A 26,237-nucleotide genomic window follows, 5' to 3' on the forward strand; every position below is an offset into this window, starting at 1 on the left:
TAAAAAACGCCAGTACTCACTGGCGTTAAAGTTCATATATTACTGACGATAATTAGCTAAAAAACGCCCTAACTTAGAAAGTGCATCTTCAATTTGATTCACATAAGGCAAGGTTACAATGCGGAAGTGATCAGGGGAATGCCAGTTAAAACCGCGTCCGTGTACTAATAACACTTTCTCTTGACGTAATAAATCCAGCACCATTTTTTCATCATCATAAATATTGAATTTTTTCACATCAATTTTCGGGAACATATAAAGCGCGCCCATTGGCTTAACACAACTTACCCCAGGGATTTGATTAATCAGTTCATAGGCTTTGTTGCGCTGTTCTAATAAGCGTCCACCCGGCAGAATAAATTCATTAATGCTTTGATAGCCACCTAATGCGGTTTGAATGGCGTGTTGCATTGGGTGGTTGGCGCATAAACGCATTGAAGCCAGCATATCCAAGCCTTCAATATAGCCTTTTGCCTGATGTTTCGGGCCGTTTAAAATCATCCAGCCTTGACGGAAACCTGCCACGCGATAAGATTTTGACAAACCATTAAAGGTAATAGTTAATAAATCCGGTGCAAGGGCAGCAATATGATGATGAACCGCATTGTCATACAAAATTTTGTCGTAAATTTCATCGGCAAAAATAATTAAATTATGCTCACGAGCAATACCCACAATGCCTTGCAATAAATCTTTGCTATACACTGCGCCTGTTGGGTTATTCGGGTTGATAATCACAATAGCTTTGGTGCGCGAAGTGATTTTGCTTTTAATATCCTCTAAATCAGGAAACCAATCTGCCTGTTCATCACATAAATAATGCACTGCTTTTCCGCCAGCAAGGGTGGCTGCGGCCGTCCATAATGGATAATCTGGCATTGGGATCAATACTTCATCATCATTATTCAGCAAGGCTTGCATTGACATCATTATCAGCTCAGACACACCATTGCCGATATACACATCATTCACATTGGCGCCGTGAATGCCTTTTGACTGGTAATACTGCACAATGGCTTTGCGCGCAGAATATAACCCTTTGGAATCGCAATACCCCTGTGCCGCAGGGAGATTACGCAAAATATCCACCAAAATTTCATCTGGTGCTTCAAAACCAAAAGGCGCGGGATTGCCGATATTTAATTTTAAGATTTTATGCCCGTCTTCTTCCAAACGCAGTGCTTCTTTATGCACTGGCCCACGAATATCGTAACAAACGTGTTCTAACTTGCTTGATTTAGGAAATTTTGTCATTGTTATTATCCTTTTGGTTACCAAAAATAATGTTGCGTGCTGTTATCATTGGGGTAAAAAATTGCCGATAAAAATCGGCGTATTTCTCACCGCACTTTACGCTTATTTTGCAAAGATGAAAAGATTTTATAAAAAATTCTGCCAAAGTGCGGTAGAATTAGCCCTTATTTTTAACTGATTTTTTTGCCAAAAACAACGCTTTTTAAATGGATAATTTGCAATCAATTAAACAACAGCTGATCGAGAGAATTTCCCCTACGCTGCCTACGCAACAAGGGATCGCTTGCGTGCAGGCAGAAATTGAAACCGATCTCAATTTGTTAAGCTGGTTAAAAGGGCAAAAAACCTATCCGCAGTTTTACTTGAATTTGCGCGATAGCACCCAAGTTGTGGCGGCTATCGGACAAGTGCGCGACTTTTCGCAATTAAATCAGGCGCAAGCCTTTATGCAGCAAAGTGGCTATCCTTTGGTAGGTGGCGTGCAATTTTATGGCGAAAGCCAATTTGTCTTGCCGCGTCTGTATTTGCAACAGCAAGAAAATAAGTTAAACATTCAGTTATTTATCGATCAAACAAAAGATATTGAGCAAGAACACCAAGCCTGTTTAAACGCATTAAAAACCTTTGAAAAAAGCACCGCACTTTGCCCAATTCAACAATCCATTCATTTTGAAAAAAAACGGGCAGAACAACGCGAATGGTGCGAATGGGTGGAAAAAGGTTTACAGCACATTAAACAAGGCGTGCTAAATAAGATTGTGTTGGCCAATGAAACCCTTTTCCAATCAGAAGGCAAACTGAACGCCTATGATTTTTTGGGCGAAAGTGAACGCTATAATTTCGGTTGCTATCATTTTCTTTTTGCCGAAGCGGAAGAATGTATTTTTATTGGCTCCAGCCCTGAACGCCTGTATCAACGGCAAGGTTCACAGCTGCAAACTGAGGCCTTAGCTGGCACGGCGTTAGTGGGTGAAAATGCGCAAGAAACTGAACAACAAGCGCAATGGTTGTTGCAAGATGAAAAGAATATTTATGAAAATCAATTAGTTGTTGATGATATTAAACAACATCTTGCTCCTTATAGCCAGCACATTACGGTGTCCCCTTTGGGCTTGAAAACCTTACGTCAGGTACAGCATTTAAGACGCCAAATTTCAGCGCAAATTTCCCCTGAATATGGTGATGATATTTTCTTGAACGCCATTCACCCCACCGCGGCTGTGGCAGGCTTAGGACGCAACGAGGCGCTTGCCTTTTTACGCCAAACGGAAACCTTTGACCGCCGTTGGTACGCAGGGACATTAGGCGTAATGCAAAAAGAATGGGCTGAATTTTGCGTTGCCATTCGCTCTGCATTCATTGAGCAAGAACAAATTCGCGTTTTTGCCGGTGCAGGGATTGTTGAAGGCTCTATTCCCTTGTTAGAATGGCAAGAAATTGAGCGTAAAGCCTTAGGATTAATTTCTTTATTACAAGAATAAAAAAGAACGGACAAAATAAACGGAGAACCCTATGTCAGTGAGTGTATTTAATCGTTGTTGGTCAAAAGTGATCTTGGAAACCCTTGTGCGCCAAGGTGTCAGCCATTTTTGCATTGCCCCCGGTTCTCGTTCTACTCCACTCACGTTAGAAGTGGCACGCCTTGAACAAGGTGGCAAAGCCAAATGCCATACTCATTTTGATGAGCGTGGTTTGGGCTTTCTCGCCCTTGGCTTAGCCAAAGCGCATAAAAACCCCGTGGCGATTATTGTTACTTCTGGCACCGCGGTGGCAAATCTTTATCCTGCGGTGATTGAAGCGCGCCAAAGTGGGGTTAATCTCATTGTATTAAGCGCTGATCGCCCACCAGAATTATTAGAGTGCGGTGCAAATCAAGCGATTTTACAGCACAATATTTTTGCCGATTATCCTGTGGCAACGGTGGACTTACCGCGCCCTAGCCAAGATTACACGCCAAATTGGTTGATTTCAATTGTGGAACAGGCTTGTTATCGCCAAAGTCAGCACGCTGGCGTGGTGCATATTAATGTGCCATTTGCGGAGCCATTGTATGAAGCCAATGCAGATCAGATTGATCAACATTCTTGGCTTGCGCCGATTCAGCGTTGGTTAAGCCAAAATAAGCCGTGGCATAATCATCAGGCGCCACAACGAGAAGTGGTAATGCACGAACATTGGGATCATTGGCGCACAAAACGTGGGATCATCTTGGTCGGCAAACTGCCACCAGAGCAATCGATGGGCATTCGCACTTGGGCTGAAACCCAAGGTTGGATTATGCTCACCGATATTCAATCAGGCGTTGAGCCAACCCTACCTTATGCCGATATTTGGCTGGCAAATCAAACTGTTAAGCAAAAATTGCTGGAAGCAGATATTGTGTTGCAATTTGGTTCGCATTTTATCAGCAAGCGCATTAATCAATTTATGGCGGCGTTTAAAGGGGAGTATTGGATCGTTGAGCCGTCAGATAATTCAGTTGATCCAAACCATCACGCGCACACCCGTTTTAATGGCAAAATTCACCATTGGTTACGCGCTCACCCACCGTTGCGCCAAAAACCTTGGCTACTCGAGCCAATCGCCCTTGCCAAGTTCTGCGCAAGCTTTGTAGAACAGCAAGTGGGGGGCAATTTGAATGAAGCCTCTTTAGCCCATCATTTAGAGCGTTTATTGCCAAACAATGGACTGCTCTTTTTAGGCAACAGCCTATTTGTGCGCTTGGTTGATGCGCTCACCAAGCTGCCTGAAGGCTACCCTGTTTACACCAACCGTGGCGCAAGTGGCATTGACGGCTTGCTCGCCACCACTGCAGGGTTAAGTTTAGGCTCAAATCAGCCTGTGGTTGCGATGTTAGGGGATACTTCTGCCCTATACGATCTCAATTCCTTAGCATTGCTTAAAAAAGTAAACCAGCCAACCATTATTTTTGTTATCAACAATAACGGCGGTGCAATTTTCGATATGCTGCCTGTGGATGCAGAAATGAAAGATAAATTCTATCGTATGCCACATAATTTAGAATTTTCTCACGCAGCATCAATGTTTGATCTCAAATATGCGCGCCCTTACACTTGGGCTGATTTAAGCTCGGTGCTGAAACAGGCTTATTTCCGCCGTGAAGCCACCTTGATTGAAATTAAGGTAAACAACAGTGATGGCAGCAATATTTATAAACGCCTGATTGAACAAATTAGCCACGCGGTGATTGGCGCATAACTTCTCAATAACAAAATGGCAATGCAACGTCCGCATCTGGTTTTTCTGCACGGATTACTTGGCACAAAAGCCGATTGGCAAAAAATCATCGAAAAACTACCGCACTTTCCTTGCGTTGCCCTTGATCTTCCTTTTCACGGCGAAAATAAACAGCTTGCCGCTAAAGATTTTGCTCAAAGTGCTGAAATCTTAAGTGCGCAAATTCAAAGTGCGGTGCAAAATCAGCCTTATTTTTTAATCGGTTATTCCCTCGGCGGACGACTTGCCCTTTACTATGCCTTGCAAGCAGAAGTGAAAAAAGGCGATTTGCAAGGGCTGATTTTAGAAGGTACGAATTTAGGGCTAACCTGTGAGCAAGAACGCCAACAGCGCTGGCAAAATGATTGTGATTGGGCGGAACGCTTTGCCACTCAGCCTGCGCATCAAGTGTTAGAAGATTGGTATCAACAACGCGTGTTTGCTCACTTAACTGCCGAGCAACGGCAAGCCTTAATTCAACTTCGCCAAGCTAATTGTGGTGACAATATCGCTCAAATGCTCAAAGCCACCTCCCTTGCCAAACAACCTAATTTTCGCCCACAAGTGCGGTCAAATTCCTTGCCAATTTTTTATCTGTGCGGCGAAAACGATAGCAAATTCCGCCAAATGGCCGTAGAAAACCAGCTGAACTTACATTTAATCCCAAATGCTGGGCATAATGCCCATCAAGAAAATCCGCAAGGTTTTGTTGAGCGCCTACAACAAATTCTAACCAATATAGGAATAAACTAGAAAAATCAGCTAATTAAGTAAAAATTCATCAGATTTTAAGATAGCAACACATTCTTAAAAACACTGACTAAAGCCAAAAATTTAATGACAAATCTGCACAGATAAATCAACCAGTTTTTCCCACACATCATCACTAAATTCAAGTTTTACCAAGCGTTCTAATTCAGCGAGCTGTTGAATGATTTTATACAATTTACGATAAGTTAAGCGTTGGATTGCTTGCAGAAAAAGCGGGCGGCGTGATTGCCAAATTTTGAGTTGATCAAACTGCTCACGCAATTTTGCGGTAGAAAGCGGTTGATCAATATTACTCATTCCTTGTTGTGGTTGAGTCAGTGTCAGCAGGGTGATTAGCTCGCGTTGTAAGGTACGCAATAAAATCACAGGCTGGATTTCTTCACCGCGCAAGCCTGCTAGAATCCGTCTGGCACGCTGGCTTTTGCCCTCAAGCAAAGCATCGACCCATTGGAACACGGTAAACACGGAAGATTGCTCCACCACGGTTTGCAGACGCGATAAGGTGATTTTATCCTTGGGATAAAGCAAGGCGAGCAGTTGTAAGGTTTGCTTTAAGGCAAGAAGATTATTTTCGTAGCTGTAACACAAAAGCTGGATTGCTTCTGGCTCAACAAAAATCTCTAAGGCTTTGCTGCGCCCTACAATCCAACGGGGGAGCTGTTCAATATTTGGTGTTTGACAATTGACGATAGAAAATTGCGCATCAAACTGATTAGCTTGCACAAACCAATCTTGTTTTTCCATTGGTTTGGTGAGCTTTGCTGTTTGTAGAATAAGCAACACGTCTTGATTTAATAAGCCAATTAATTCGGCTAAACGCTTTTGTAAAGGTGCGGTGAGATTTTCAGGAGAATTTAGCAATAAAATTTGACGGCTGAAAAACAAGCCCATTGATTGCACTTGTTCGTTTAAGGCGATCCAATCGGTGCTGTTATCCAGCGTGATTTCATTTTTTTCATCGAAACCTTGCTGTTTTGCCACAGCGCAGATGAGATCCTTGCTTTCTTGCAAAAGCAAGGGATCTTGCCCCACCAAACAATAAATTGATGCCAATTTTTTCTCTAGCAAGGCACTCAGCTGATCAGCAAACAGACGTTGCATTATTGGCTTTTCACCTGCTGTTTTAGCGCCACCATTTTGGTGATAAGCTGACGCGCTGCTTGTTCACGCATATCGTTCCAAATCACGTCTTTCTCGGCAGATTTCGCTAAGGCAGCGCGCGAGTTATCAAAGAAGGTGCGTGTAACTTGGGTGTTAATTGGATAACGTTGTTTATTTTTAAGCTGAACGCTGGCTTCCACTTGCAACACCAGCACTTTTTCCGCCTCACGCCCTTGTTTGAAAATAGACGCCACTTCGCTATTCTCACGAGCATTATTTAAGCGCAACACCACCACATCACCTTGTTCAACAAGCTGAATGTTATTGGCTCGCAACTGCTTGCGCATAGCAATCGTCATCGCATCATAAGGATCACTACTTTCCAAACGCAATGTTTTCATCTCTTGCGGAATTAATTCACCATTTTCAAAATGGAAACCACAAGCCGTGAGCGTTGCCAACGCACCGACAAGACATAATTTTTTAAGTAAATTCAACATAGTGTTTTCTCTTAATAATTCGCTCCACTCATTGAGTGGAGCGGTTGGATTATTTCGCGACAAAGCTAAATAACTTACCGGGTACATAGATGGTTTTCACAATGGTTAAACCGTCTAGGAATTTTTGTACATTTGGATCGGCAAGGGCGATTTCTTTAATGGCGTCTTCTGTCATATCCGCAGGCACAGTGATTTTTGCGCGTACCTTACCGTTTACTTGCACCACCACCAGTTTTTCGTCATCAACCATTGCTTGCGCATCGGCTTTCACCCAAGGGGCGAAGTCAATGGCGTCTTGGTTGCCAAGCTCTTTCCATAATTGGAAACAAATATGTGGGGTGATTGGGTAAAGCATTCTTACCACTGCATTTAAGGCTTCTGCCATTACTGCGCGATCTTGCTCATCGTCCAATGGCGCTTTGGTTAATTTGTTCATTAATTCCATTACCGCAGCAATCGCCGTGTTAAAGGTTTGGCGGCGACCAATATCATCGCTCACTTTCGCAATGGTTTTATGCACATCACGGCGAAGCGCTTTTTGGCTGCTTGAAAGTGCGGTTGGATTTAGCGCAGTTTTTGCTGGATTTTTGCTGTATTCAAACACTAAATTCCATAAACGGCGTAGGAAACGATTTGCCCCTTCTACGCCTGATTCTTGCCATTCCAAGGTCATTTCCGCAGGGGAGGCAAACATCATAAACAAACGCACGGTATCCGCACCGTATTTTTCCACCATTTCTTGCGGGTCAATACCATTGTTTTTCGATTTTGACATTTTTGTCATTCCGCTATGCACCAGCTCACGCCCCTCATCGTCAAAGGCACGCACAATTCGCCCTTTTTCATCGCGTTCGAGGGTTACTTTGGTTGGTGAAACCCAAATACGCTCCTTGGTGTCGCTGGTGTAATAGAAGGCATCTGCCAACACCATTCCTTGACACAACAATTTATTCGCTGGCTCATCAGAGCTGACTAGCCCCGCATCACGCAATAATTTGTGGAAGAAGCGGAAGTAAAGCAAGTGCATTGTGGCGTGTTCGATCCCGCCAATATATTGATCAACTGGCAACCAGTAATTGGCTTCTTCTGGGTTCAGCATTGCTTGGTGGAAATCAGGGCAAGTGTAACGCGCGTAATACCAAGAAGATTCCATAAAGGTATCAAAGGTATCTGTTTCTTTTAAGGCAGGCTGTCCATTATAAGTGGTTTTTGCCCAATTTGGATCCGCTTTGATCGGGCTACGCACACCGTCCATTACCACATCTTCAGGTAACACGATCGGTAAATCAGCCAATGGTGCAGCTACAACTTCACCGTTTTCCAGTGTTAGCATTGGAATTGGCGCGCCCCAATAACGTTGGCGAGATACGCCCCAATCGCGTAAACGATAATTCACTTGGCGTTTGCCCACGCCCATTTGTTCCAATTTATCCGCAATGCCTTTGAATGCTGCGTCAAAATCTAAGCCGTCAAATTCTGCTGAATTGATCAAAATACCGTGTTCGGTGTAGGCCTGCTGTGATAAGTCTAATGGGCTGCCGTCTGCGGGTGTAATTACTGGATAAAGCGGTAAATCATATTTTTTAGCGAACTCATAATCACGCTCATCGTGGGCTGGCACTGCCATCACCGCACCTGTTCCATAGTGCATTAACACGAAATTCGCCACCCAAACTGGCACTAATTTTCCTGTAATCGGGTGAATAGCGTGAATGCCCGTTGCCATTCCTTTTTTCTCCATTGTGGCAAGCTCGGCTTCTGCCACTTTGGTACTTTTGCATTCTTGGATAAATTGCGAAAGTGCGGGGTTATTTTTCGCTGCTTTTTCTGCTAATGGGTGCGCAGCTGCCACAGCAAGATAAGACACGCCATAGAAAGTATCAGGACGTGTGGTATAAACTGTTACGGTTTCATCAGAATTTTCAATATTGAAGGTTATTTCCACCCCTTCCGAACGGCCAATCCAGTTACGTTGCATTGTTTTCACCATATCTGGCCATTCTGGCAGATGATCTAAACCGCCCAATAATTGCTCGGCATATTCGGTGATTTTAATAAACCATTGTGGGATCTCTTTTTGTTCCACAGGCGTATCACAACGCCAGCAACACCCTTCGTGAACTTGCTCATTGGCAAGCACGGTTTCATCATTCGGACACCAGTTTACGCTAGAGGTTTTTTTATACACTAAACCTTTGCGATAAAGCTCTGTGAAGAACCATTGTTCCCACTTGTAATATTCAGGTTTGCAAGTGGCAATTTCACGATCCCAGTCAAAACCAAAGCCCAAAATTTTGAGCTGATTTTTCATATAATCAATATTTTCGTATGTCCATTTTGCAGGCGCGGTTTTATTTTTCACCGCCGCACCTTCCGCAGGCAAGCCAAATGCGTCCCAACCCATCGGCTGTAACACATTTTTGCCGTTCATTCGTTGATAACGCGAAACCACATCGCCAATGGTGTAATTACGAACATGTCCCATATGCAGGCGACCTGATGGGTAAGGGAACATTGAAAGACAATAATATTTCTCTTTAGCGGGATCTTTCACCGCTTTAAACGTTTTATTTTCAGCCCAATATTTCTGCACTTCAGGCTCAATCAAATCGGGACGATAATGTTCTTGCATAAAATTACCTTTAAAAATTATCAAAAAATTGACCGCACTTTGCCCATTTATTACGGCGATTTTAGTCGGTATAGATGAATAAGAAAATGTGGTATAGGATAGCGTAAAATGGGGAAAATTGATAGAACTTTAAATAGCCCGACCACTTAGGTTTTATGGATTGAATCCAGAAAATTGATTAAATTGCGTTTTTGATCATTGCTCAAATGATCCCAATGATAATCTAAGCGCATTTTTAGGGCGTCATTACGAATAGGGACGTATTCATCTTGTAAAGAAAAAGTGAGATTTTCTGATTTGACATCGGCAAAGAACCAGCTAATCGGCGTATTCAAAATAACGGCAATATTGACAAGGTGCGAAACATTGATTTTCGTTACTCCTCGTTCATAACGAGAAAATTGTTGCTGAGAAACCCCAATTTGCTCAGCAAGATTCTCAGCCGTAAAACCCAATTCTTTCCGCCGTTGTTGAATTTTTTTCCCAATCGCCATATCAACTTCTGCGGCAATAAATTTGCTCATTCTCTTTTCGCCCTCAACGATTTACGCTTTGAATGATATTTTTTTATATTTTTACGCTTGAGTTGATTGTTTTGATGTTGTATATTTTAAAAAATACTCATCTAAAGAGTATTTCACCCAAAATGCATAAATCACAATTTAAGGAAATTAAAAATGAAAAAATTACTCATCATTCTCACAGTGCTTAGTCTTGCGAGTTGTGCCATTGACAGACCACCATCACCAAGATGGTATAAAGATGGAGCTTCGCCTTCGGTAGTCAAAGCCAAGTATGCAAAATGCACTTATGATGTAGGAATGAATAAAGTTGAACCATCAGAAAAAATTACATTGATTAATAGTTGTATGGAAGCTGATGGATTTATTTGGGGCGTACCTAGATAAAAATTGTACCTGCTATAATTTAATTATGGCAGGTTTTCATAAATGACACTTTTCATACAACGGCACTAACTCTCGAATGGTTTGCGCGATAAATTCCACCGCATCAATGTGATCTAACTCGGCTTTTTCAATATTTTTCCCTATGCAGAAAAAATCTTCATCATTGTTGAGGCAAAAATCTTGCGCAGAAAGCGACCGCACTTTGCGGAAATCGGCGTATTCACTTTCATCACCACGCCAAAAATCAAAATCGGCATACTGAGTTTGATCCAGTTGTTCAAACCATTGGTTATATTGTTGCACATTGATTTGCGAGCGATCAGCGCGATAGCAGTGCCAATCAAGGCTCACTTGTAAACGGCGGCGGTTTAAGATCACAGATAAAATCGCCGCTGAATTTTGATTAAACTCATATTTAAAAAAGGCGAAAAAATGCGACCGCACTTGCCAACCGTTACACCATTTTTCAATATGAGGCTCGGCAAAAGGTGTACCAAGACGCTGAGCCACTTGTAATATCGCTGTTTTCCAGTTGTTCCATTCCCGTTTGTAATCCGCTTTAATTTGTGGGATTTGCTCTGGGCAGAATTTTTTCATCTGGGCGAACTGGAAAAAAGGAAGATTGAACAGCTCGCAACTGGCAGAAGTAATCAGTTTTTCTTTCATAGGTTAAGTGTATTGTTTCATTGCAGGTTGAGTAAAATACTGTTTATCTTCCCAGCGTAACATTGTCATTCGGTTACCCCACACGCAGCCGGTATCAAGAGCGTAAATATTAGCTGGCGTAGGCGTATCCACTAAACTGGCCCAATGGCCAAAGACGATATTTTCCGTTTTGAATAAAGGATTATCCAAGTTAAACCAAGGGGTTAGCTCAGAGGGGGCTTGATCCACAGGGGCTTTGCAAGCGAAATCAAGGCGGTGATCGTAATAGCAAAAACGCATTCGTGTGAACACGTTGATAATATAACGCAGGCGATCAATGCCTTGTAAATCAGGCGACCAGCAATCAGGCTGGTTATCATACATCTGTTCGATCATTGCATAATAATCACCGTGGCGTAGCACTTGCTCCACTTCGGCTGCGCAGGCTTTTGCCGTGGCAAGATCCCAATCAGGCGAGATCCCCGCGTGAGTGAGTAAAAATCCTGCCTGTTGGTTATGAATAAGCAAGGGCTGCTGACGTAGCCAATCAATCAACTCGTGAAAATCAGGGGCGTTGAAAATGGTGTCCACGCGATCTTTGGGTTTGATTTTTTTAATGCCAAGTGCGGTGGAAATTAAGTGCAAATCGTGATTGCCCAGCACGGTGTGCGCCGCGTTACCAAGGGATTTGACTAAACGTAAACATTCAAGGGATTTATCCCCACGCGCCACCAGATCACCCACTAAATAAAGCACATCTTGGCTCGGATCGAAGTTTACTTTTTCCAACAAAGCGTGTAATTCGTCATAACAGCCTTGCAGATCGCCGACTAAATAGGTTGCCATTGTTTTATTCCGTTTCGCTCTGTGTGTTTTCCACCACAGGGTTATCACATAGCCAGTTTGCTAATCTTGCATAATCGGCAATGGAAAGATTTTCTGCCCGCGCATTTAAATCAATCCCAAGTGCGGTGAGATTTTCCGCAGAAAATAGTGTAGAAAGCGCATTACGCAAGGTTTTACGGCGTTGATTAAAGGCTTGCGTACACACACGATTGAGCCAATATAAATCCTTCACAGGGTGCGGAAGCGTGCTGTGTGGAATTAAACGCACTACCGCGGAATCCACTTTTGGTGCAGGCTTGAATGCAGTCGGCGGCACTTCCAATACCGGCATTACTTGACAAAAATATTGCGCCATAATGGTTAAACGTCCGTAAGCCTTGCTATTCGGTGCAGCACAAAGGCGTTTTACCACCTCTTTTTGTAGCATAAAGTGCATATCCTGAATTTGCTCGCAATAGTTGAACAAATGGAACATTAATGGCGTTGAAATGTTATAAGGAAGATTGCCGAAAATGCGTAATTTCTGATTTTTTTCCGCTAAATGCTCATCACGGTAAAGTTGCCCAAAATCAAACTGCATCGCATCTGTTTCAATCACATTCAACTTTTGATGTAAAAATGGGTGATGACGCAAACGTTCAGCCAAATCTCGGTCTAACTCCACAACGGTTAAACGCTCAACGCGCTCCGCCACAGGTTCTGTTAACGCCCCCAAACCAGGGCCGATTTCTACTAAGAATTGATCTGGCTGTGGGTAAATGGCTGCCACAATGCTTTGAATAATATTATCGTCTGATAAAAAGTTCTGCCCAAAACGTTTACGGGCGGTATGACCTAGATGTTTTCTTGAACTCATAATGATTTATCACTGTTAAAAAAGACACGCTATTATAAAACAAAAATCCCAGCATTGGGGCTGGGATTTCGTGATTGCTTCAAATTACTTGAAATATTTAATATTTGCAGTTTTACGCAAGGCTTTCACCCAATCTTGTGAGGCTTCGCGCAGTTGTTGATTGACTAACTGCTCATAGGCTTTTTGCATATAAGCATCACGAGTACGATCCCCTTGGCGAGTGTCAGTAACTTCTAAAATATGCCAGCCAAATTCTGTTTTAAATGGGGCAGAAATGGTGCCTTTCTTCGTGGTTTGTACCATTTTAGCAAAGGGTGGTACATAGGTTTCTGGGAAAGCAAAGCCTAAACTGCCGCCATTCGCACCAGATAAATAATCTTTAGAATATTTTAATGCGGCATCAGCAAAGGTAGTTTTATGCGCCAAAATATCCGCACGAATTTGAGTTAATTGCGCTTTCGCTTGCGCATCATTTAATAATGGGTTTAATTTCAATAGAATATGGCGAACTTGGTATTCTGTTCCAGTTACTTTTTTCTCTTTACCCTGTGCTTTCGCTTGATCAAGCAATTTTTGCCCAAGTTCTTGCACTTCTTCTCGGGTTACATCAACACTTTTACCAATCGCCTGATTGCGCACTTCCGACATTAATAATTGATTTGCGATCTGTTGGCGATATTGATGATAATTAATGCCTTGATAATCCAATACATCAAGGAGCTGTCCGTATGTCAAGCCATTGCGTGCCGCAATATCTTCCATTACGCGATCAACTTGTGCGCTACTCACACTCACGCCAGAATCTTTAATGGCTTGATTAACTAAAATATCATCAATCACCGTATTTAATGCCACCTCGCGATTTGCTTCTGTATTAGCTTTTTTACCTAAAGCAGTACGCACTTGGCTTTCTAAAATAGGGTTTCCATTCACAGTGGCAACCACGCGTTCTACAGCAAAGACATTCGCCGAAAGCGCAAATAATCCCACCAAACCTACTAAAATCGCTTTAAAATTAAATCCTTTCATATTTTCCATTTATAAGTTCAAATTATTTTACGTTAGAGTGTCAATTTGCCAAAAGGTTCATCGATTTAGTTTGATAAAACATTTTTTACACGACTTTTATTTTGATACCAGCGCCACTTCATAACATTGATCAAACTTCATTGTGCGAACTTGCACTTTTTCCGCACGACTGGTTGGCACATTTTTGCCGACATAATCGGCACGAATTGGCAATTCACGGTGTCCGCGATCCACAAAAATCACTAATTCCACTTTTGCTGCTCGCCCAAAATCAATTAACGCATCTAACGCCGCTCGAATGGTGCGCCCTGTGAACAACACATCATCAACCAAAATTACAATTTTATTTTGAATACTCACATAATTTGATGCACCGCTATATACTGGCGATTGACTTTGCGGCTCAACATATTCCAAATCATCGCGATAAAAGGTAATATCCAAATCAAGGGAAGGCAGTTCTTTACCTGTTAAATCATTAATTTTACGCTTGATTAACTCTGCAATTTCCGCCCCACGGCGCTTAATTCCGACAATAATGAGGTCATTGAGATTTTGATGTTTTTCGATGATTTCGTGCGAAATTCGAGAAATAGTTCGCATAAATCGATCTTCATCAATCAGAATTTTTTCTGCCATTTATAAATCCTAAAGAGTAACTAAGTTATGATGAGTTTTCGCTACTATACCAAAAATTCACAAAAAAATGACCGCACTTAATAAAATTCTTTCTCCGCCAGAATAAAGAAAAAGCACAAACTGAAGTTTGTGCTTTGTATCCTTAATCCATTGCATAACCTGCATTTGGCAGGCATTTGCCATCTAAATAGGCGCTGCCATTTTGAAGCGTTAAACGATCGGTAACAAACCATTTAATCACTAAAGGATAAATTTGCTGCTCTTGATATTTCACGCGCTGTTCAATATCACTGACTTCATCATCAGGAAAAATTGGCACTTTGGCTTGTAGCACGATCGCGCCACCGTCCACTTCTTCATTGACAAAATGCACCGTTGTACCGTGTTCTTGATCGCCCGCTTCCAACGCACGTTGATAAGTGTGTAAGCCCGGATATTTCGGCAACAATGAGGGGTGAATGTTGAGAATTTTGCCTGCAAAACGTTGGGTAAATTCGGCAGTTAGGATTTTCATATAGCCAGCTAGCACAATTAAATCCGCACCAAGCTCAGCAATATAATCACCGATAGCCTGATCCATTGCTAGATTATCGGCGTAATCTTTACGCTCAAAAAGTGCGGTGGGAATTTCAGCCATTTTTGCGCGCTGTAAGCCATAAGCGTTTGCTTTATTGGCGATAACAGCACAAATTTGCGCAGGAATATCCCCCGCCTTGCAAGCATCAATAATGCTTTGCAAGGTTTGCCCTTCACCAGAAATCAGTACAACGATCTTTTTCATTAACGAATAACAACCTGCTCTTCGCCTTCGCTCGCACTTTCAATGCGACCAATCTGCCACGCTTTTTCTCCTGCTTGTTGCAATAATGCCAACGCGGTTTCCACTTGATCCTGTGGCAAGGCGATGATCATACCCACCCCGCAATTGAAGGTGCGATACATTTCATAGCGATCGATATTGCCCTGTTCTTGTAGCCAGTTAAAAATAGCAGGCCACTGCCAGCTTGATTCATCGATCACCGCTTTCACATTATGCGGTAACACGCGCGGGATATTTTCCCAGAAGCCACCGCCCGTTAAGTGAGAAATGGCGTGAACTGGCACGTGTTTGATTAATTGTAAAATGGATTTAACATAAATTTTGGTTGGCGCTAACACTTGATCGGCGAAAGGCTTGCCGTCTAATTCTGCGCTAGCAGGATCGATACCTGAACGCTCGATCACTTTGCGAATTAAGGAATAACCATTGGAATGTGCGCCACTTGAGCCTAATGCGATCAAGGCATCACCCACTTTCACTTGGCTGCCGTCAATAATTTCTGATTTTTCGACCACGCCCACGCAAAAACCCGCTAAATCATAATCACCTTGATGATACATTCCCGGCATTTCTGCGGTTTCACCGCCCACTAAGGCGCAACCTGATTGTTCACAACCGTTGGCAATGCCTTTAATCACGCTGGCTGCCACATCTACGTCTAATTTGCCTGTAGCATAATAATCTAGGAAAAATAGCGGTTCTGCTCCTTGCACCACTAAATCATTAACGCACATCGCCACCAAGTCAATGCCGATGGTATCGTGTTTATTTAAATCAATGGCAAGGCGTAATTTTGTGCCAACACCATCTGTGCCAGATACCAAAATTGGCTCTTTATACTTGCTCGGCAACGCACAAAGTGCGCCAAATCCGCCCAATCCACCAATAACTTCAGGACGCGTGGTGCGTTTAACATCGGCTTCAATTTTTTCCACTAACGCGTTGCCTGCGTTAATATCCACACCCGCATCTTTGTAACTTAATGATTGTTTGCTCACGATTTTTTCCTATATGACTTGAGTTACTGAAAATCGCGCGTATTGTAGCACGCCTACGCAATCGTTTGCGATAAATTTTATCGCGTCGCTTTATTTTCACTCTTTATGTAAAGCTGATTTTGTGGAACAGCTCACAAAATCGTCTTTTTTTGTTAGAAATCCCCATTCAAATATGCCAGAATGATTCTAACCTAATCAACGAGCGTTCTTCCTCAGAATGTAAGGAGGTCAAAATGAAAAAATTAGGTTTATTGCTTAGCGTAATGCTACTTGCCGCTTGTTCTACTACGCCTACTTCACCGCCCCCAGAAGTCAAACTCGTTCTGCCAACCTTAACCAAAGCAGGCTATTTCAAATTAGCGCCGAATGCAGAATATTATGTAGATACCCAATCGGTTTGGGTGGATAACGAAGACAAGCACTTAATTCATTTTGATGTGGTAATTAATTCGGATAAAGGCTTATTCGTGTATAAAGAGCGCCCAGAACTTTACGCGCGCTCCGTGCGTCAATACAAAATTCTTAACTGTAATACTTATCGTCTTACCCAAGTTAGAACGGATTACTACAGTGAATTTTGGGGCGATGGTATCCGCGCCGCCTTACGCAAACAACAACGACACACGGTAAAATTGCAAAAAAATTCCACCCTTTATGTGTTAGGGCAAGTGATGTGCGCCAATATGTATCGAAAATGGTAAGGCAATAAAAGTAAAATAAAAAAATTAGGGCTGGAAAAAGTCAAAAGAAGAAAAACAAAGTGTGGTGCAAATTTTCAGAATTTTTGCACCGCACTTCTTTATTCTAGCATTATGGGCGTTTAATCAAACGCTTACGCATTTTGATATTGATCATTTCTACCACCACGGAGAAGCCCATTGCGAAGTAAATGTAGCCTTTTGGAATGTGGAAATCTAAGCCTTCACCAATTAATGCCACGCCCACTAAAATCAAGAACGAAAGAGCAAGTACTTTCAGCGTTGGGTGCGATTCCACAAAATCGCCAATCGGTTTGGCTGCTAGCATCATTACGCCGACGGCAATCACAATCGCCAAAATCATCACGCCAATTTCGCTTGCCATTCCCACAGCGGTGATCACGGAATCCAGCGAGAATACAATATCTAAAATGGCAATTTGAATGAGTACGCTGAAAAAATTCACTTTTTTTGCCGCACTTTGGTCTTCGCCCTCTTCTTCTGGCGTCATTGCGTGATGAATTTCGTGGGTGCTTTTCGCCACCAAAAATAATCCGCCCACGATTAAAATAAGATCACGTCCTGAAATTTGTTGCGAGAAAACCTCAAATAACGGCTCAGTGAGTTTCATTAACCAAGAAAGGGAAAGCAACAATAAAATACGCGTAGCCATTGCCAAGCCTAAGCCGATAATTCGCCCTGATTGACGTTGTTGGGCTGGCAAACGCCCGACTAAAATACTGATAAAAATGATGTTATCAATGCCCAACACAATTTCTAATGCGGTTAGGGTAAATAAAGCCACCCAGGCTTCGGGGCTGGCGATCCAGTCAAACATAATAAGTTCCTTATAGATTAAATCTAAAGCGAACAATGATATAGATTTCTGGCTTTAATGGAAAGGAAAATCAGCCATTTTGCTGAAATTGTTGCAGGATTTCGTGGGTGAAATTTTTGCATAAATAAAAGCCGAGCGGTAAGGTGTCAATCACCTCGCCATTTCGCCCAATGCCTTTGGTTAGCGATTTACTATTTGCGCCTTTAGGGCGAAGTTGTAGCACTTCACCAAGGCGTGCGGTAATTTCATCAAGCCGACCAAATACGATATATTCCATTAATTCTTCCCAATCTTGCTGCAAACGTTGCTCTTGTTCGGGCGAGGGCTGCCATAAAATAGGCTGCCCAATATGACGTTCGGCAAGGGGAATGGTGCGTTCACCCTCAATGGGAATCCACAGCACTTTGGATAATTTATGGCGAACGTGAGAAGATTGCCAAGTGATTCCGCTATTTTGAATCAGCGGCGCAAGGCTGACGAAGGTGGTTTCAAGGGGCTTTCCTTGACGATTAATGGGAATGGTTTTGAGCTCAATGCCAAGATGGGCAAAATCTTGTTCCGCTTTGCTCCCAGCAGTTGCACCCAAGGCAGTTTCCAGCAACATTCCCACCCAGCCTTTATCCCGTTTCAAATTGGGCGGCACAGACATATTCAACTCCTTGGCGACTTCACCAAAAGTGAGTCCCGCCAGCGATCGCGCAAGGGAGAGTAGAGCTTGTTCGGAATTTGGGCTATTCATAAAGTGCGGTGCTTTTTTATCAAGTTTTTGTTAGCGTTGATACTTTTTCAATAATTTCTGTTTGACGTATTCCACGCCTTTATCCACATAAGCAATATTTTCTAACTGTAACAAATGGCGTTTGGCAGGCAATCCACCGCCAAATCCCGTTAGCTGACGTGTTTTTCCTAACACGCGATGGCAAGGAATAATGATGCTAATTGGATTACTCCCCACCGCACCACCCACGGCGCGCACCGCTTTCGGTTTGTTAATGCGATTGGCTAACTCGCCATAACTTGTGGTTTCACCATAAGCAATTTGGCAAAGCTGCTGCCAAATGCTTTGCTGAAAAGGCGTGCCTTGTGGATTCAGCGGAATCCCTGCAAAATCTTCTTTTTCACCATTAAAATAACGGGTTAATGCCGCCGAAACTTGCGCAAAGAGCGGGTGATTTTCCTGTAAAATCCATTTTGGATTTGGCGCAATTTGCTCCGCTTCTAAATCCAAATTGGTTAATTTGTTATCTTGGCTAATCATCAATAACCGCCCGATTGGTGATGAGTAGTAGCAATAATAGATCTCGCTCATTGATATCCCTCATAAAAAATTAATGAAAAACCGACCGCACTTTATCTAAATAGATGAAATGATTTCCACCATTATCGGCATGAACAAAAAAGCCTATCACAGAGGATAGGCTTATTATAGTGAAATTAGGGTAAATTCCTAGTCAGTCAAATTAGAAACTGTAATTTAGATTTAAACCGTAGAGGTTGGCACTGGATTTGGAGATATAATCCGCTTCAATTTTGATCGTGCCTTTCACATAATCTTCAGTAAAGTGAACTTTTTTACCGCGTAAGTGAGCAAAACCAAAATCAACCGAGAGATTTGGTGTAAATGCATAAGTTGCTCCTAAGCTATACCAAGTTCTGTTTGTATCAGGAATAGCTGCCGTTGCTTCGCCCGCTGCTTTGTCATAAGCAACACCCGCACGCAAGAGCAGTTGTTCATTCACTTTATAAGTACCACCTAATGCAAAGCGTGAAGCATTGCGGTAATTAAGATCCTTATGGAACGCTTCGCTTCCATTATCAAATGTTGCATGTAAGCTTTGTAAACGGCTCCATTTAGTGCGTTTGTAGCTATAATGCAATGCAAAATCATCCGTGAATTGGTGAAAGCCAGAGAACTCCCAGTAGCTAGGCAAATGTAAAGTCAGTCCACCCACTCCCGTTTGACTATTACCAATAGCGGCTCTATCTTTAAAATCAATATCAACCTTAGAATGATAAGCAAAACCAAGACGATGAGCTTCGTTAAATTCGTAAACTAAGCCCGCATTCCAACCAAGCCCCCAGGCATTTTTATCTTGTAAACGAACAACTGATGTGGTTTTCGCCATCGCGTTACTTTGTGCGGTAACCACCGCAGCAAATGATGAACGTGCCGCAGTTAAGATCTGTGAATATTTTTCTAAGGCATCATCAAGAACCCCAGCATTACGTTCAAGTTTGGCTTTTGCATAAACCGCATTTAGCCCTGCACCGAAACTTAACCCTTGTGTTACACGATATGCACCACTTAAATTTAAATTAATGGTCGTTAGATCTGTTTTTCCACCAAAAATGCCGCCATTATAATCTGAGCTATATTCGCTTTTTAAACCAAAATTAACGTTCATTCCGGCTCCAATCGCAAATTTATCGTTTATTGGCGCAACAAAATACATATTTGGTACAAATGCCCCCGGAACCACATTGTTATTAGCTAAGCTTCCTTGCGCAACCTGTGCAGAAGTAGTATTTAGAGCAGCTGTCGCGGTTACCGTACCATCAACACGAATTTTAGAATCCACATAAACCCCACCCACGCTAAATTGGTTGGTTTTAAATAAAGTCATTAAAGCTGGGTTGGTTGCCACCACAGAGGCGTTATCAGCAATGGCTGCTTCACCAGCATAGGCACGGCCTAAACCTGAGCTTGAAACTTCTGCTAATTGGAATGCTGCTGCCTGTGCACCTCCTGCAACAGCTAATAATGCAGAAGAAAGTAATGTTCTTGAAAAAATTGTTGTTTTAGTCATTTGTAACCTTTTTTCGATTAAATTGATAAAAATTGATTAGAAAAGCTGCTGGATTATAAAGAAAGCACTACACTAGTGCAAACAAATTTAGCCTAACTAATCAGAGTTCAGACCAGTTGAAAAATATAAAAAGAAAACAAAGGGATAATAAGCAGCCAGTTCATCGCAAACTTAGCTGTTATATCAAAAATAAGAATAAAAAAATGCCCAGCTAAGCCGGGCATTGATAAATTACTAAATGTGAGAAAAGTTAGAAAAAAGACCACAATAAAATGGCTAATAACTGTGATGAGAGTATCCGCAAGAACATCACCAATGGATAAACGGTGGCGTAAGAAAGTGCGGCAATTCCGCTGTCTTCTTTAATCGCATTGGCAAAGGCAAGCGCAGGGGGATCTGTCATTGAGCCTGCAAGTAAACCACATAAAGACAGGTAGTTAAGTTTTAGGTATAAACGCGCAAACAGCCCCACCGCCATTAATGGGAAGAAGGTGATGATAATGCCATAGCCCATCCATTCAAGCCCAGAACCATTTACTAGGGTATCCACAAAGTTACCGCCTGATTTTAGCCCTACAACCGCAAGGAATAAAACAATGCCAATTTCGCGTAACGCTAAGTTAGCACTTGGTGGCATAAACCAGTAAAGTTTTCCAATGCTCCCTATTCTTGCCAAAATCAGCGCAACAACAAGCGGCCCACCAGCTAAACCCAGTTTTAGCGCCACAGAAAGGCCCGGAATATAAAAAGGAATTGAGCCGACTAACACCCCTAAGCCAATCCCAATAAAAACAGGGAGCATTTGCACTTGTTGCAATTTTTGCTGTGCGTTACCAATTAAGGCAATGGCGTTATCAATCATATCAGCGCGTCCGACAATGTGTAGCACATCACCAAATTGCAAGCTCGTATTTGCACTTGGTACAAGTTCCACCCCAGCACGGTTTAACCGAGAAATCACCACACCATATTTTTGATGAATACCCAAAGATTTAATGCGTTTTCCCAAGACTTTTTCATTGGTTACCACAATGCGCTCAGAACGAAGATCACCAGTGAGCGTTGAACGTGGCACATCCACTTCTTCACCAATCACGAGTTTCATTTTTCTTAATGTATGCGCTTCCCCTACTAAATGGAGCAAATCATCAAGAAAAATTTCGGTGTCTGCATTCGGCACGCTTACGTTATCACCACGTTTTAAGCGAGAGCAAACCACCTCTTTGCTTTCAAACCCCGGGATTTCAATTAGCGGCAAGCCGTTAAGATTTGGGTTGGTTACGCGCACATTCATTGAACGCAAACTTTCCTTATCCTGACCGCTTTCGCGTTGGAAATTGGCGTCCTCTTCTTCCACTTTTATTTTAAAAAACAACCGCACTAACCACATTGTGAGTAAAATCCCACAAATCCCAAAAGGGTAAGCTACGGCATAAGCCATACCCATATTACTGGTGGTATGGCTCATTCCCAATTCAGCAAGAATTTGTTGCCCTGCCCCTAAAGATGGAGTATTAGTTACCGCCCCAGAATAAACCCCAAGAATAATATCAAGTGGCACATCAGCGGCTTTATATAACACAACCACACTGGCTGCCCCAAGTAATACGATGAGTACCGCTAACCCATTGAGTTTTAAGCCTGATTCTCGTAATGAGGCAAAAAAACCCGGCCCTACTTGAATACCAATCGTATAAACAAATAAGATCAAGCCAAATTCTTGAATAAAATGTAGCGTATGTGCATCTAAATGCACGCCATATTGGTTGGTAAAATGGGCAACAATGATCCCCCCAAACAATACCCCCCCAATACCGAGCCCTACGCCACGAATTTTAAAATGACCGATCCATAATCCGACCACCGCAACGAGGGCTAAAATGCTAATCGTAACTGCAATATCACTCATAACAACCTCAAAAATTTAATTTAACTAAAAAAATTATAGCAATCTCCAGATAGAAAGAATAAATTAAAGTCCAAAAATTTAATCTACATCACATTTTTCTTGCTTACCGCATTAATTTCTTTAACAATCTTTGAACAAATTTCTCATTCTGCTATCTAAACAACACGATTAACTATTTTCTTTTCTATCAACTCATTACTCGGAAATATTATGAATTGGTCAGACGAATTACTAAGTTCATTTTTATGGATAATCCAAAGCCTCGTGATTACGAGCATTGTCTTCTCCCTTATCTTAGCGCTTTTAGTCAAAACAACTCGCTGGGCGCATCAATTTTGGCTTTTAGCTAAAAATTACCTTTCCCCCAAACAGAGCCTCAAACCACTCTGCTATTTTTGGGTGATCATCTTCTTTAATCTAGTTGCTGTGCGGTTAGATATTCTATTTTCTAATTGGTATAACGCAATGTACAGCGCATTACAGGAAATGAATGTCAGTGTATTCTGGCAACAAATGGTCGTATTTTCCTTGCTTGCCACTGTTCACGTGTTGAATGTGCTGTTTACCTACTACATTTCGCAACGCTTCAAAATTCAATGGCGAACTTGGCTCAATGGGCATTATGTAGAAAAATGGACAGCCAACCAAGCCTATTATAAAACCCTATATAGCCTCAATCAGCTAGACAATCCCGATCAACGTATCCAGCAAGATATTGAATCTTACATCAACAGCTCGCTCAGTTTTGCTACAGGCGTGATTTCCTCCACAGTTTCACTCATCGCATTCACCGCGATTTTGTGGAACTTATCAGGGCCAATGGAAATCGCGGGCTATAAAATCCCACATATGATGGTATTTTTAGTGTTTATTTATGTGCTTATTACCAGTGTGATTGCCTTTAGAATTGGACGACCATTAATTAAACTCAATTTCGCTAATGAAAGGCTCAACGCAAATTATCGTTATTCCCTAATTCGCCTAAAAGAATATGCGGAAAGCATTGCCTTCTACCGTGGTGAAAAAATGGAACAAAGCTTGTTGTTCAAACAATTCAATAAAATTATTGGCAACATTTGGCAACTGGTTTACCGCACCCTGAAATTATCTGGCTTTAACTTAACTGTTTCACAGATCTCCGTTATCTTCCCATTTCTCATTCAAGCGGGACGTTACTTCAGTGAACAAATCAAACTCGGTGATTTAATGCAAACCGCCCAAGCCTTTGGCAAAGTGCAAGATGCCCTTTCTTTTTATCGTAATTCTTATGATGATTTCGCTGCTTACCGTGCCGTGCTTGATCGTTTAACAGGTTTTCATAGTGCGATCAACGCAGTTAATCAACCGTCTAAAACCCAGCTTCAAGATAGCCAAGGCGAAGTGGCATTCCAAAATCTCACTATAAAACGCCCTGATGGAAAAAGCCTGATTGAAAACTTAAACCTCACCTTTCCCCTAGGCACAAGGGTACTAATTCAAGGGCAATCTGGGGTTGGAAAAACCACGCTATTACGCACCGCAGCAGGGCTTTGGCAATATTCCGAAGGCACCGTAATCTGCCCGCAACACAGCGCCCTATTTCTTTCGCAAAAACCTTATTTGCCGCAAGGTCGCTTAATTGATGCCCTTTATTATCCTGCAATGGCAAGTGAAGATTGCGATCTCGCTGCAATCCAACAAATTATGCAACAAGTTAATTTAGGACATTTAACCGATAAACTCGAGCAAGAACAAGATTGGACGCGCGTGCTTTCTCTCGGCGAACAACAACGCCTTGCCTTTGCCCGCTTATTATTACACAAGCCACAGGTGGCATTTCTTGACGAAGCAACAGCAAGTATGGACGAAGGATTGGAAGACGCAATGTATCAGTTATTAAAAAGCGAATTGCCAAATACCACCATAATCAGCGTAGGACATCGCTCCACCTTACTTAAGCATCACAGATTGCATTTGCAAATTCAGCCAGATAAAAGCTGGAAATTAATCCAACCGATGGAAAATTAGGGGAAAGAAAAGTGCGGTGGAAAAACTCAATATTTTTCCACCGCACTTCATATTTTATACTTTATTGAATACTAAACCGAATTGGCACGGTCATTGAAGGTGAAAGTCCTGCTGGTCTTGCGCCGATAGATTTTGTTCGGCTTACAGCCTCTAAGGCGGCTTTATCTAAATCATTATTACCAGAGGATTTTGCGAGTTGAATATTACTCAACGAACCATCAGCGGCAATATTAAAACTCACTGTCGCTATCCCTTGTTTACGCATCATTTTAGCCCGTTGTGGGTAGCGTCTATGGCGTTCTATTTCTCGGCGCAATGCGCCCATATAGGCATTCTTTACATCAGAGCCAGCACTTTTACTAACAAGGTTTGGATTATTCACCGTTGCCTTGCCTAAGCTGGTTGCTGTCGCTGTGATTTTCGCTTCAGAATTCACATTGCGATCCCCTTTTTCAAGCGCCTTATTCGCCAAAGGTTTCTCTTTGAGTTGAGGTTTCTCTTTTTTCGGTTTTTCTTTCTTTTTCTCTTTCGGTTTTTCTTTCTTAATTTCTTTTGGCTTTTCCGGTTTTGGCGGTTCAGGTTTTACAATGGGATCGGGCACCGTTTCTTTTGCCACTGGCTCTGGCTCAGGTTCTGCAACAGGTTCTGGCGCGGGTTCAGGTTCTTCAACGGTCATTCCCATTAGCATTTCCATTGAAATACTGTTGTCGATCACGTCTGCTTGATACCCATTGGCGCTGCTATCGGCTTTTACAGCATAGACAATCGCCCCGATCACGGTGGCGTGAAATAGGAGAGAAAAGAAGAAGCCGAACCAAGAACGATGTTTATTTGCCATTTATTTGCCTTTTTCTTTCATTGTAACAATGGCAACATTTTTGATGTTATTTTTCGCCATTAAATCTGTCAGGCTAACAAAATCTTGGAATGTGGCTTTGGCGTCCACTTTCAGGGTCACTTTTTGATCTTTTGCCCAGCTTGCCACTTCTTTTTCCATTTGCGCTAAATCTGTCGGCTTATCGTTAAAAAAGATTTCGCCTGTTTCCGTAACGGTTAATAATTTGGCTAAATCGTCCGATTTAAACGCTACGGTGCTGCTGGCTTTTGGCACGTTCACTTGAATTTTGCCTTGCGAAATAAAAGACGCGGTGATTAAGACAATCGCCAGCAACACTAACATAATGTCAATGAAAGGGATAATATTGATTTCATCAAACTTTTTCACATTATGCCCCTAGATTTTTTGTCCGTTTAAGGCTTTCCATTTTAGGCGATTGACTTCCACTTTGCGTTGCAAGCCGTTGTAAAACACCATTGATGGAATGGCAACTAAAATCCCCACCGCCGTGGCTTTTAAGGCGAGGGAAAGGTTAAGCATAATGGCAGCGGCATCAATGTCCCCACCTGAATTTCCTAATTCATAGAAAGTTAATAAAATCCCGATAACTGTACCCAATAAACCCACATAAGGGGCATTTGAGCCAATGGTGGAAATAATAGTTAGGTTACGGTTGAGATCAATGTCTAACTCGTGGATATTGGTGTAGTGCGAAACATTCACACGGCTTAAAAAGATAAAGCGTTCAATCACGAACCATACCATAATAAAGCTCATTAAACCGAGTAAACCTAAAATAATGTAATCAACATAATGTTGTAAAAATGCGAATAATTGCGGCATTGAGAAATCCTTAACGCTGACTTCAAATAAAACGAGGCAAATTGCCCTTAATTGTTATTGA

General features: G+C 42.2%; 26 protein-coding genes. 6 read left to right on the top strand and 20 right to left on the bottom strand.

Translation table 11 applies throughout. The features are described 5' to 3' along the window. Positions 1-39: 39 nt before the first annotated feature. A complete protein-coding gene (locus C3007_RS04990; RefSeq protein ID WP_103853387.1) occupies positions 40-1,254 on the bottom strand; it encodes a pyridoxal phosphate-dependent aminotransferase in 1,215 nt (404 codons plus the stop codon). A 206-nt stretch (positions 1,255-1,460) separates the two neighbouring features. On the opposite strand from C3007_RS04990, the gene C3007_RS04995 reads away from it, so the two are divergent. From C3007_RS04995 to menH, 3 genes are read left to right on the top strand one after another with little or no spacing between them, the layout of a single operon-like run. Next, on the top strand, positions 1,461-2,735 hold the full coding sequence (locus C3007_RS04995; RefSeq protein ID WP_103853388.1) for an isochorismate synthase: 1,275 nt from the start codon (positions 1,461-1,463) through the stop codon (positions 2,733-2,735). A 31-nt stretch (positions 2,736-2,766) separates the two neighbouring features. After that, the gene (menD, locus tag C3007_RS05000; RefSeq protein ID WP_103853389.1) at positions 2,767-4,473 is read left to right on the top strand and encodes a 2-succinyl-5-enolpyruvyl-6-hydroxy-3-cyclohexene-1-carboxylic-acid synthase; all 1,707 of its coding nucleotides are present in this window, start codon (positions 2,767-2,769) and stop codon (positions 4,471-4,473) included. 21 nt (positions 4,474-4,494) lie between these two features. Continuing rightward, positions 4,495-5,244 carry a 2-succinyl-6-hydroxy-2,4-cyclohexadiene-1-carboxylate synthase gene (gene menH / locus C3007_RS05005; RefSeq protein WP_103853472.1) on the top strand — a complete coding sequence of 250 codons (750 nt, stop codon included), beginning with the start codon at positions 4,495-4,497 and terminating at the stop codon, positions 5,242-5,244. A gap of 81 nt (positions 5,245-5,325) precedes the next feature. On the opposite strand, the gene holA is transcribed toward menH, so the two are convergent. The 4 genes from holA to C3007_RS05025 all read right to left on the bottom strand — a co-directional run bounded on the left by holA (position 5,326) and on the right by C3007_RS05025 (position 10,019). After that, positions 5,326-6,363, bottom strand: coding sequence for a DNA polymerase III subunit delta (gene holA / locus C3007_RS05010; RefSeq protein ID WP_103853390.1), 1,038 nt, complete (start codon positions 6,361-6,363; stop codon positions 5,326-5,328). After that, entirely contained in the window at positions 6,363-6,863 is a 501-nt protein-coding gene (locus C3007_RS05015) for an LPS-assembly lipoprotein LptE (protein WP_103853391.1), read from the bottom strand. The genes holA and C3007_RS05015 overlap by 1 nt, the downstream gene beginning before the upstream one ends. A 49-nt stretch (positions 6,864-6,912) precedes the next feature. Further along, positions 6,913-9,495: a leucine--tRNA ligase gene (gene leuS / locus C3007_RS05020; protein WP_103853392.1), complete on the bottom strand. Its 2,583-nt coding sequence runs from the start codon at positions 9,493-9,495 to the stop codon at positions 6,913-6,915. Between the two features lie 146 nt (positions 9,496-9,641). Next, positions 9,642-10,019, bottom strand: a complete 378-nt coding sequence (locus C3007_RS05025) for a helix-turn-helix domain-containing protein (RefSeq protein ID WP_103853393.1) — start codon at positions 10,017-10,019, stop codon at positions 9,642-9,644. 153 nt (positions 10,020-10,172) lie between these two features. Here C3007_RS05025 and C3007_RS05030 point away from each other — a divergent pair, with 153 nt between their 5' ends. Next, positions 10,173-10,403 (top strand): hypothetical protein, encoded by a 231-nt coding sequence (locus tag C3007_RS05030; RefSeq protein WP_103853394.1) that lies wholly within the window; start codon positions 10,173-10,175, stop codon positions 10,401-10,403. A gap of 36 nt (positions 10,404-10,439) precedes the next feature. On the opposite strand, the gene C3007_RS05035 is transcribed toward C3007_RS05030, so the two are convergent. From C3007_RS05035 to purM, 7 genes are all read right to left on the bottom strand, one after another. Continuing rightward, positions 10,440-11,057 carry an HI_0552 family protein gene (locus C3007_RS05035; RefSeq protein WP_103853473.1) on the bottom strand — a complete coding sequence of 206 codons (618 nt, stop codon included), beginning with the start codon at positions 11,055-11,057 and terminating at the stop codon, positions 10,440-10,442. Between the two features lie 15 nt (positions 11,058-11,072). Continuing rightward, positions 11,073-11,894 carry a bis(5'-nucleosyl)-tetraphosphatase (symmetrical) ApaH gene (apaH, locus tag C3007_RS05040; protein ID WP_103853395.1) on the bottom strand — a complete coding sequence of 274 codons (822 nt, stop codon included), beginning with the start codon at positions 11,892-11,894 and terminating at the stop codon, positions 11,073-11,075. 4 nt (positions 11,895-11,898) lie between these two features. Continuing rightward, on the bottom strand, positions 11,899-12,750 hold the full coding sequence (gene rsmA, locus C3007_RS05045) for a 16S rRNA (adenine(1518)-N(6)/adenine(1519)-N(6))-dimethyltransferase RsmA (protein WP_103853396.1): 852 nt from the start codon (positions 12,748-12,750) through the stop codon (positions 11,899-11,901). An 84-nt stretch (positions 12,751-12,834) separates the two neighbouring features. After that, positions 12,835-13,779 (bottom strand): peptidylprolyl isomerase, encoded by a 945-nt coding sequence (locus C3007_RS05050; protein ID WP_103853397.1) that lies wholly within the window; start codon positions 13,777-13,779, stop codon positions 12,835-12,837. A 96-nt stretch (positions 13,780-13,875) separates the two neighbouring features. Further along, a complete protein-coding gene (gene pyrR / locus C3007_RS05055; protein ID WP_103853398.1) occupies positions 13,876-14,418 on the bottom strand; it encodes a bifunctional pyr operon transcriptional regulator/uracil phosphoribosyltransferase PyrR in 543 nt (180 codons plus the stop codon). Positions 14,419-14,560: 142 nt separating this feature from the next. Then, positions 14,561-15,199, bottom strand: a complete 639-nt coding sequence (gene purN, locus C3007_RS05060) for a phosphoribosylglycinamide formyltransferase (protein ID WP_103853399.1) — start codon at positions 15,197-15,199, stop codon at positions 14,561-14,563. Beyond that, complete coding sequence (gene purM / locus C3007_RS05065; RefSeq protein WP_103853400.1) at positions 15,199-16,236, bottom strand: phosphoribosylformylglycinamidine cyclo-ligase; 1,038 nt, start codon at positions 16,234-16,236, stop codon at positions 15,199-15,201. The genes purN and purM overlap by 1 nt, the downstream gene beginning before the upstream one ends. Positions 16,237-16,469: 233 nt before the next feature. On the opposite strand from purM, the gene C3007_RS05070 reads away from it, so the two are divergent. Then, positions 16,470-16,937 (top strand): surface-adhesin E family protein, encoded by a 468-nt coding sequence (locus C3007_RS05070; RefSeq protein ID WP_103853401.1) that lies wholly within the window; start codon positions 16,470-16,472, stop codon positions 16,935-16,937. Between the two features lie 109 nt (positions 16,938-17,046). Here the strand turns inward: C3007_RS05070 and C3007_RS05075 are convergent, their stop codons facing one another. From C3007_RS05075 to C3007_RS05095, 5 genes are all read right to left on the bottom strand, one after another. Continuing rightward, positions 17,047-17,772, bottom strand: coding sequence for a TerC family protein (locus C3007_RS05075; protein WP_103853402.1), 726 nt, complete (start codon positions 17,770-17,772; stop codon positions 17,047-17,049). A 70-nt stretch (positions 17,773-17,842) separates the two neighbouring features. Next, entirely contained in the window at positions 17,843-18,511 is a 669-nt protein-coding gene (gene mutH, locus C3007_RS05080) for a DNA mismatch repair endonuclease MutH (RefSeq protein WP_103853403.1), read from the bottom strand. A 30-nt stretch (positions 18,512-18,541) separates the two neighbouring features. Further along, on the bottom strand, positions 18,542-19,081 hold the full coding sequence (locus tag C3007_RS05085) for a methylated-DNA--[protein]-cysteine S-methyltransferase (RefSeq protein WP_103853404.1): 540 nt from the start codon (positions 19,079-19,081) through the stop codon (positions 18,542-18,544). A gap of 151 nt (positions 19,082-19,232) precedes the next feature. Then, the gene (locus C3007_RS05090; RefSeq protein WP_103853405.1) at positions 19,233-20,579 is read right to left on the bottom strand and encodes an outer membrane protein transport protein; all 1,347 of its coding nucleotides are present in this window, start codon (positions 20,577-20,579) and stop codon (positions 19,233-19,235) included. Positions 20,580-20,829: 250 nt separating this feature from the next. Continuing rightward, a complete protein-coding gene (locus C3007_RS05095) occupies positions 20,830-22,488 on the bottom strand; it encodes a putative transporter (RefSeq protein ID WP_103853406.1) in 1,659 nt (552 codons plus the stop codon). A gap of 210 nt (positions 22,489-22,698) precedes the next feature. Between C3007_RS05095 and C3007_RS05100 the strand changes: the two genes are divergently transcribed. Next, positions 22,699-24,495, top strand: coding sequence for an ABC transporter ATP-binding protein/permease (locus tag C3007_RS05100; protein ID WP_103853407.1), 1,797 nt, complete (start codon positions 22,699-22,701; stop codon positions 24,493-24,495). Positions 24,496-24,556: 61 nt separating this feature from the next. Here the strand turns inward: C3007_RS05100 and tolA are convergent, their stop codons facing one another. The 3 genes from tolA to exbB are packed head-to-tail and all read right to left on the bottom strand — an operon-like array spanning position 24,557 to position 26,176. Further along, positions 24,557-25,333 carry a cell envelope integrity protein TolA gene (tolA, locus tag C3007_RS05105; RefSeq protein ID WP_103853408.1) on the bottom strand — a complete coding sequence of 259 codons (777 nt, stop codon included), beginning with the start codon at positions 25,331-25,333 and terminating at the stop codon, positions 24,557-24,559. Continuing rightward, the gene (gene exbD / locus C3007_RS05110) at positions 25,334-25,720 is read right to left on the bottom strand and encodes a TonB system transport protein ExbD (protein ID WP_103853409.1); all 387 of its coding nucleotides are present in this window, start codon (positions 25,718-25,720) and stop codon (positions 25,334-25,336) included. Between the two features lie 9 nt (positions 25,721-25,729). Further along, a complete protein-coding gene (gene exbB, locus C3007_RS05115; RefSeq protein ID WP_103853410.1) occupies positions 25,730-26,176 on the bottom strand; it encodes a TonB-system energizer ExbB in 447 nt (148 codons plus the stop codon). Between the last annotated feature and the right edge of the window lie 61 nt (positions 26,177-26,237).

Source organism: Avibacterium gallinarum, assembly GCF_002921135.1.
Lineage (GTDB): Bacteria > Pseudomonadota > Gammaproteobacteria > Enterobacterales > Pasteurellaceae > Avibacterium > Avibacterium gallinarum.

Coding starts and splice junctions, on each gene's coding strand:
- C3007_RS04990 (WP_103853387.1), bottom strand. CDS start 1,254: ATGACAAAATTTCCTAAATCAAGCAAGTTAGAACACGTTTGTTACGAT.
- C3007_RS04995 (WP_103853388.1), top strand. CDS start 1,461: ATGGATAATTTGCAATCAATTAAACAACAGCTGATCGAGAGAATTTCC.
- menD (WP_103853389.1), top strand. CDS start 2,767: ATGTCAGTGAGTGTATTTAATCGTTGTTGGTCAAAAGTGATCTTGGAA.
- menH (WP_103853472.1), top strand. CDS start 4,495: ATGCAACGTCCGCATCTGGTTTTTCTGCACGGATTACTTGGCACAAAA.
- holA (WP_103853390.1), bottom strand. CDS start 6,363: ATGCAACGTCTGTTTGCTGATCAGCTGAGTGCCTTGCTAGAGAAAAAA.
- C3007_RS05015 (WP_103853391.1), bottom strand. CDS start 6,863: ATGTTGAATTTACTTAAAAAATTATGTCTTGTCGGTGCGTTGGCAACG.
- leuS (WP_103853392.1), bottom strand. CDS start 9,495: ATGCAAGAACATTATCGTCCCGATTTGATTGAGCCTGAAGTGCAGAAA.
- C3007_RS05025 (WP_103853393.1), bottom strand. CDS start 10,019: ATGAGCAAATTTATTGCCGCAGAAGTTGATATGGCGATTGGGAAAAAA.
- C3007_RS05030 (WP_103853394.1), top strand. CDS start 10,173: ATGAAAAAATTACTCATCATTCTCACAGTGCTTAGTCTTGCGAGTTGT.
- apaH (WP_103853395.1), bottom strand. CDS start 11,894: ATGGCAACCTATTTAGTCGGCGATCTGCAAGGCTGTTATGACGAATTA.
- rsmA (WP_103853396.1), bottom strand. CDS start 12,750: ATGAGTTCAAGAAAACATCTAGGTCATACCGCCCGTAAACGTTTTGGG.
- C3007_RS05050 (WP_103853397.1), bottom strand. CDS start 13,779: ATGAAAGGATTTAATTTTAAAGCGATTTTAGTAGGTTTGGTGGGATTA.
- pyrR (WP_103853398.1), bottom strand. CDS start 14,418: ATGGCAGAAAAAATTCTGATTGATGAAGATCGATTTATGCGAACTATT.
- purN (WP_103853399.1), bottom strand. CDS start 15,199: ATGAAAAAGATCGTTGTACTGATTTCTGGTGAAGGGCAAACCTTGCAA.
- C3007_RS05070 (WP_103853401.1), top strand. CDS start 16,470: ATGAAAAAATTAGGTTTATTGCTTAGCGTAATGCTACTTGCCGCTTGT.
- C3007_RS05075 (WP_103853402.1), bottom strand. CDS start 17,772: ATGTTTGACTGGATCGCCAGCCCCGAAGCCTGGGTGGCTTTATTTACC.
- mutH (WP_103853403.1), bottom strand. CDS start 18,511: ATGAATAGCCCAAATTCCGAACAAGCTCTACTCTCCCTTGCGCGATCG.
- C3007_RS05085 (WP_103853404.1), bottom strand. CDS start 19,081: ATGAGCGAGATCTATTATTGCTACTACTCATCACCAATCGGGCGGTTA.
- C3007_RS05090 (WP_103853405.1), bottom strand. CDS start 20,579: ATGACTAAAACAACAATTTTTTCAAGAACATTACTTTCTTCTGCATTA.
- C3007_RS05095 (WP_103853406.1), bottom strand. CDS start 22,488: ATGAGTGATATTGCAGTTACGATTAGCATTTTAGCCCTCGTTGCGGTG.
- C3007_RS05100 (WP_103853407.1), top strand. CDS start 22,699: ATGAATTGGTCAGACGAATTACTAAGTTCATTTTTATGGATAATCCAA.
- tolA (WP_103853408.1), bottom strand. CDS start 25,333: ATGGCAAATAAACATCGTTCTTGGTTCGGCTTCTTCTTTTCTCTCCTA.
- exbB (WP_103853410.1), bottom strand. CDS start 26,176: ATGCCGCAATTATTCGCATTTTTACAACATTATGTTGATTACATTATT.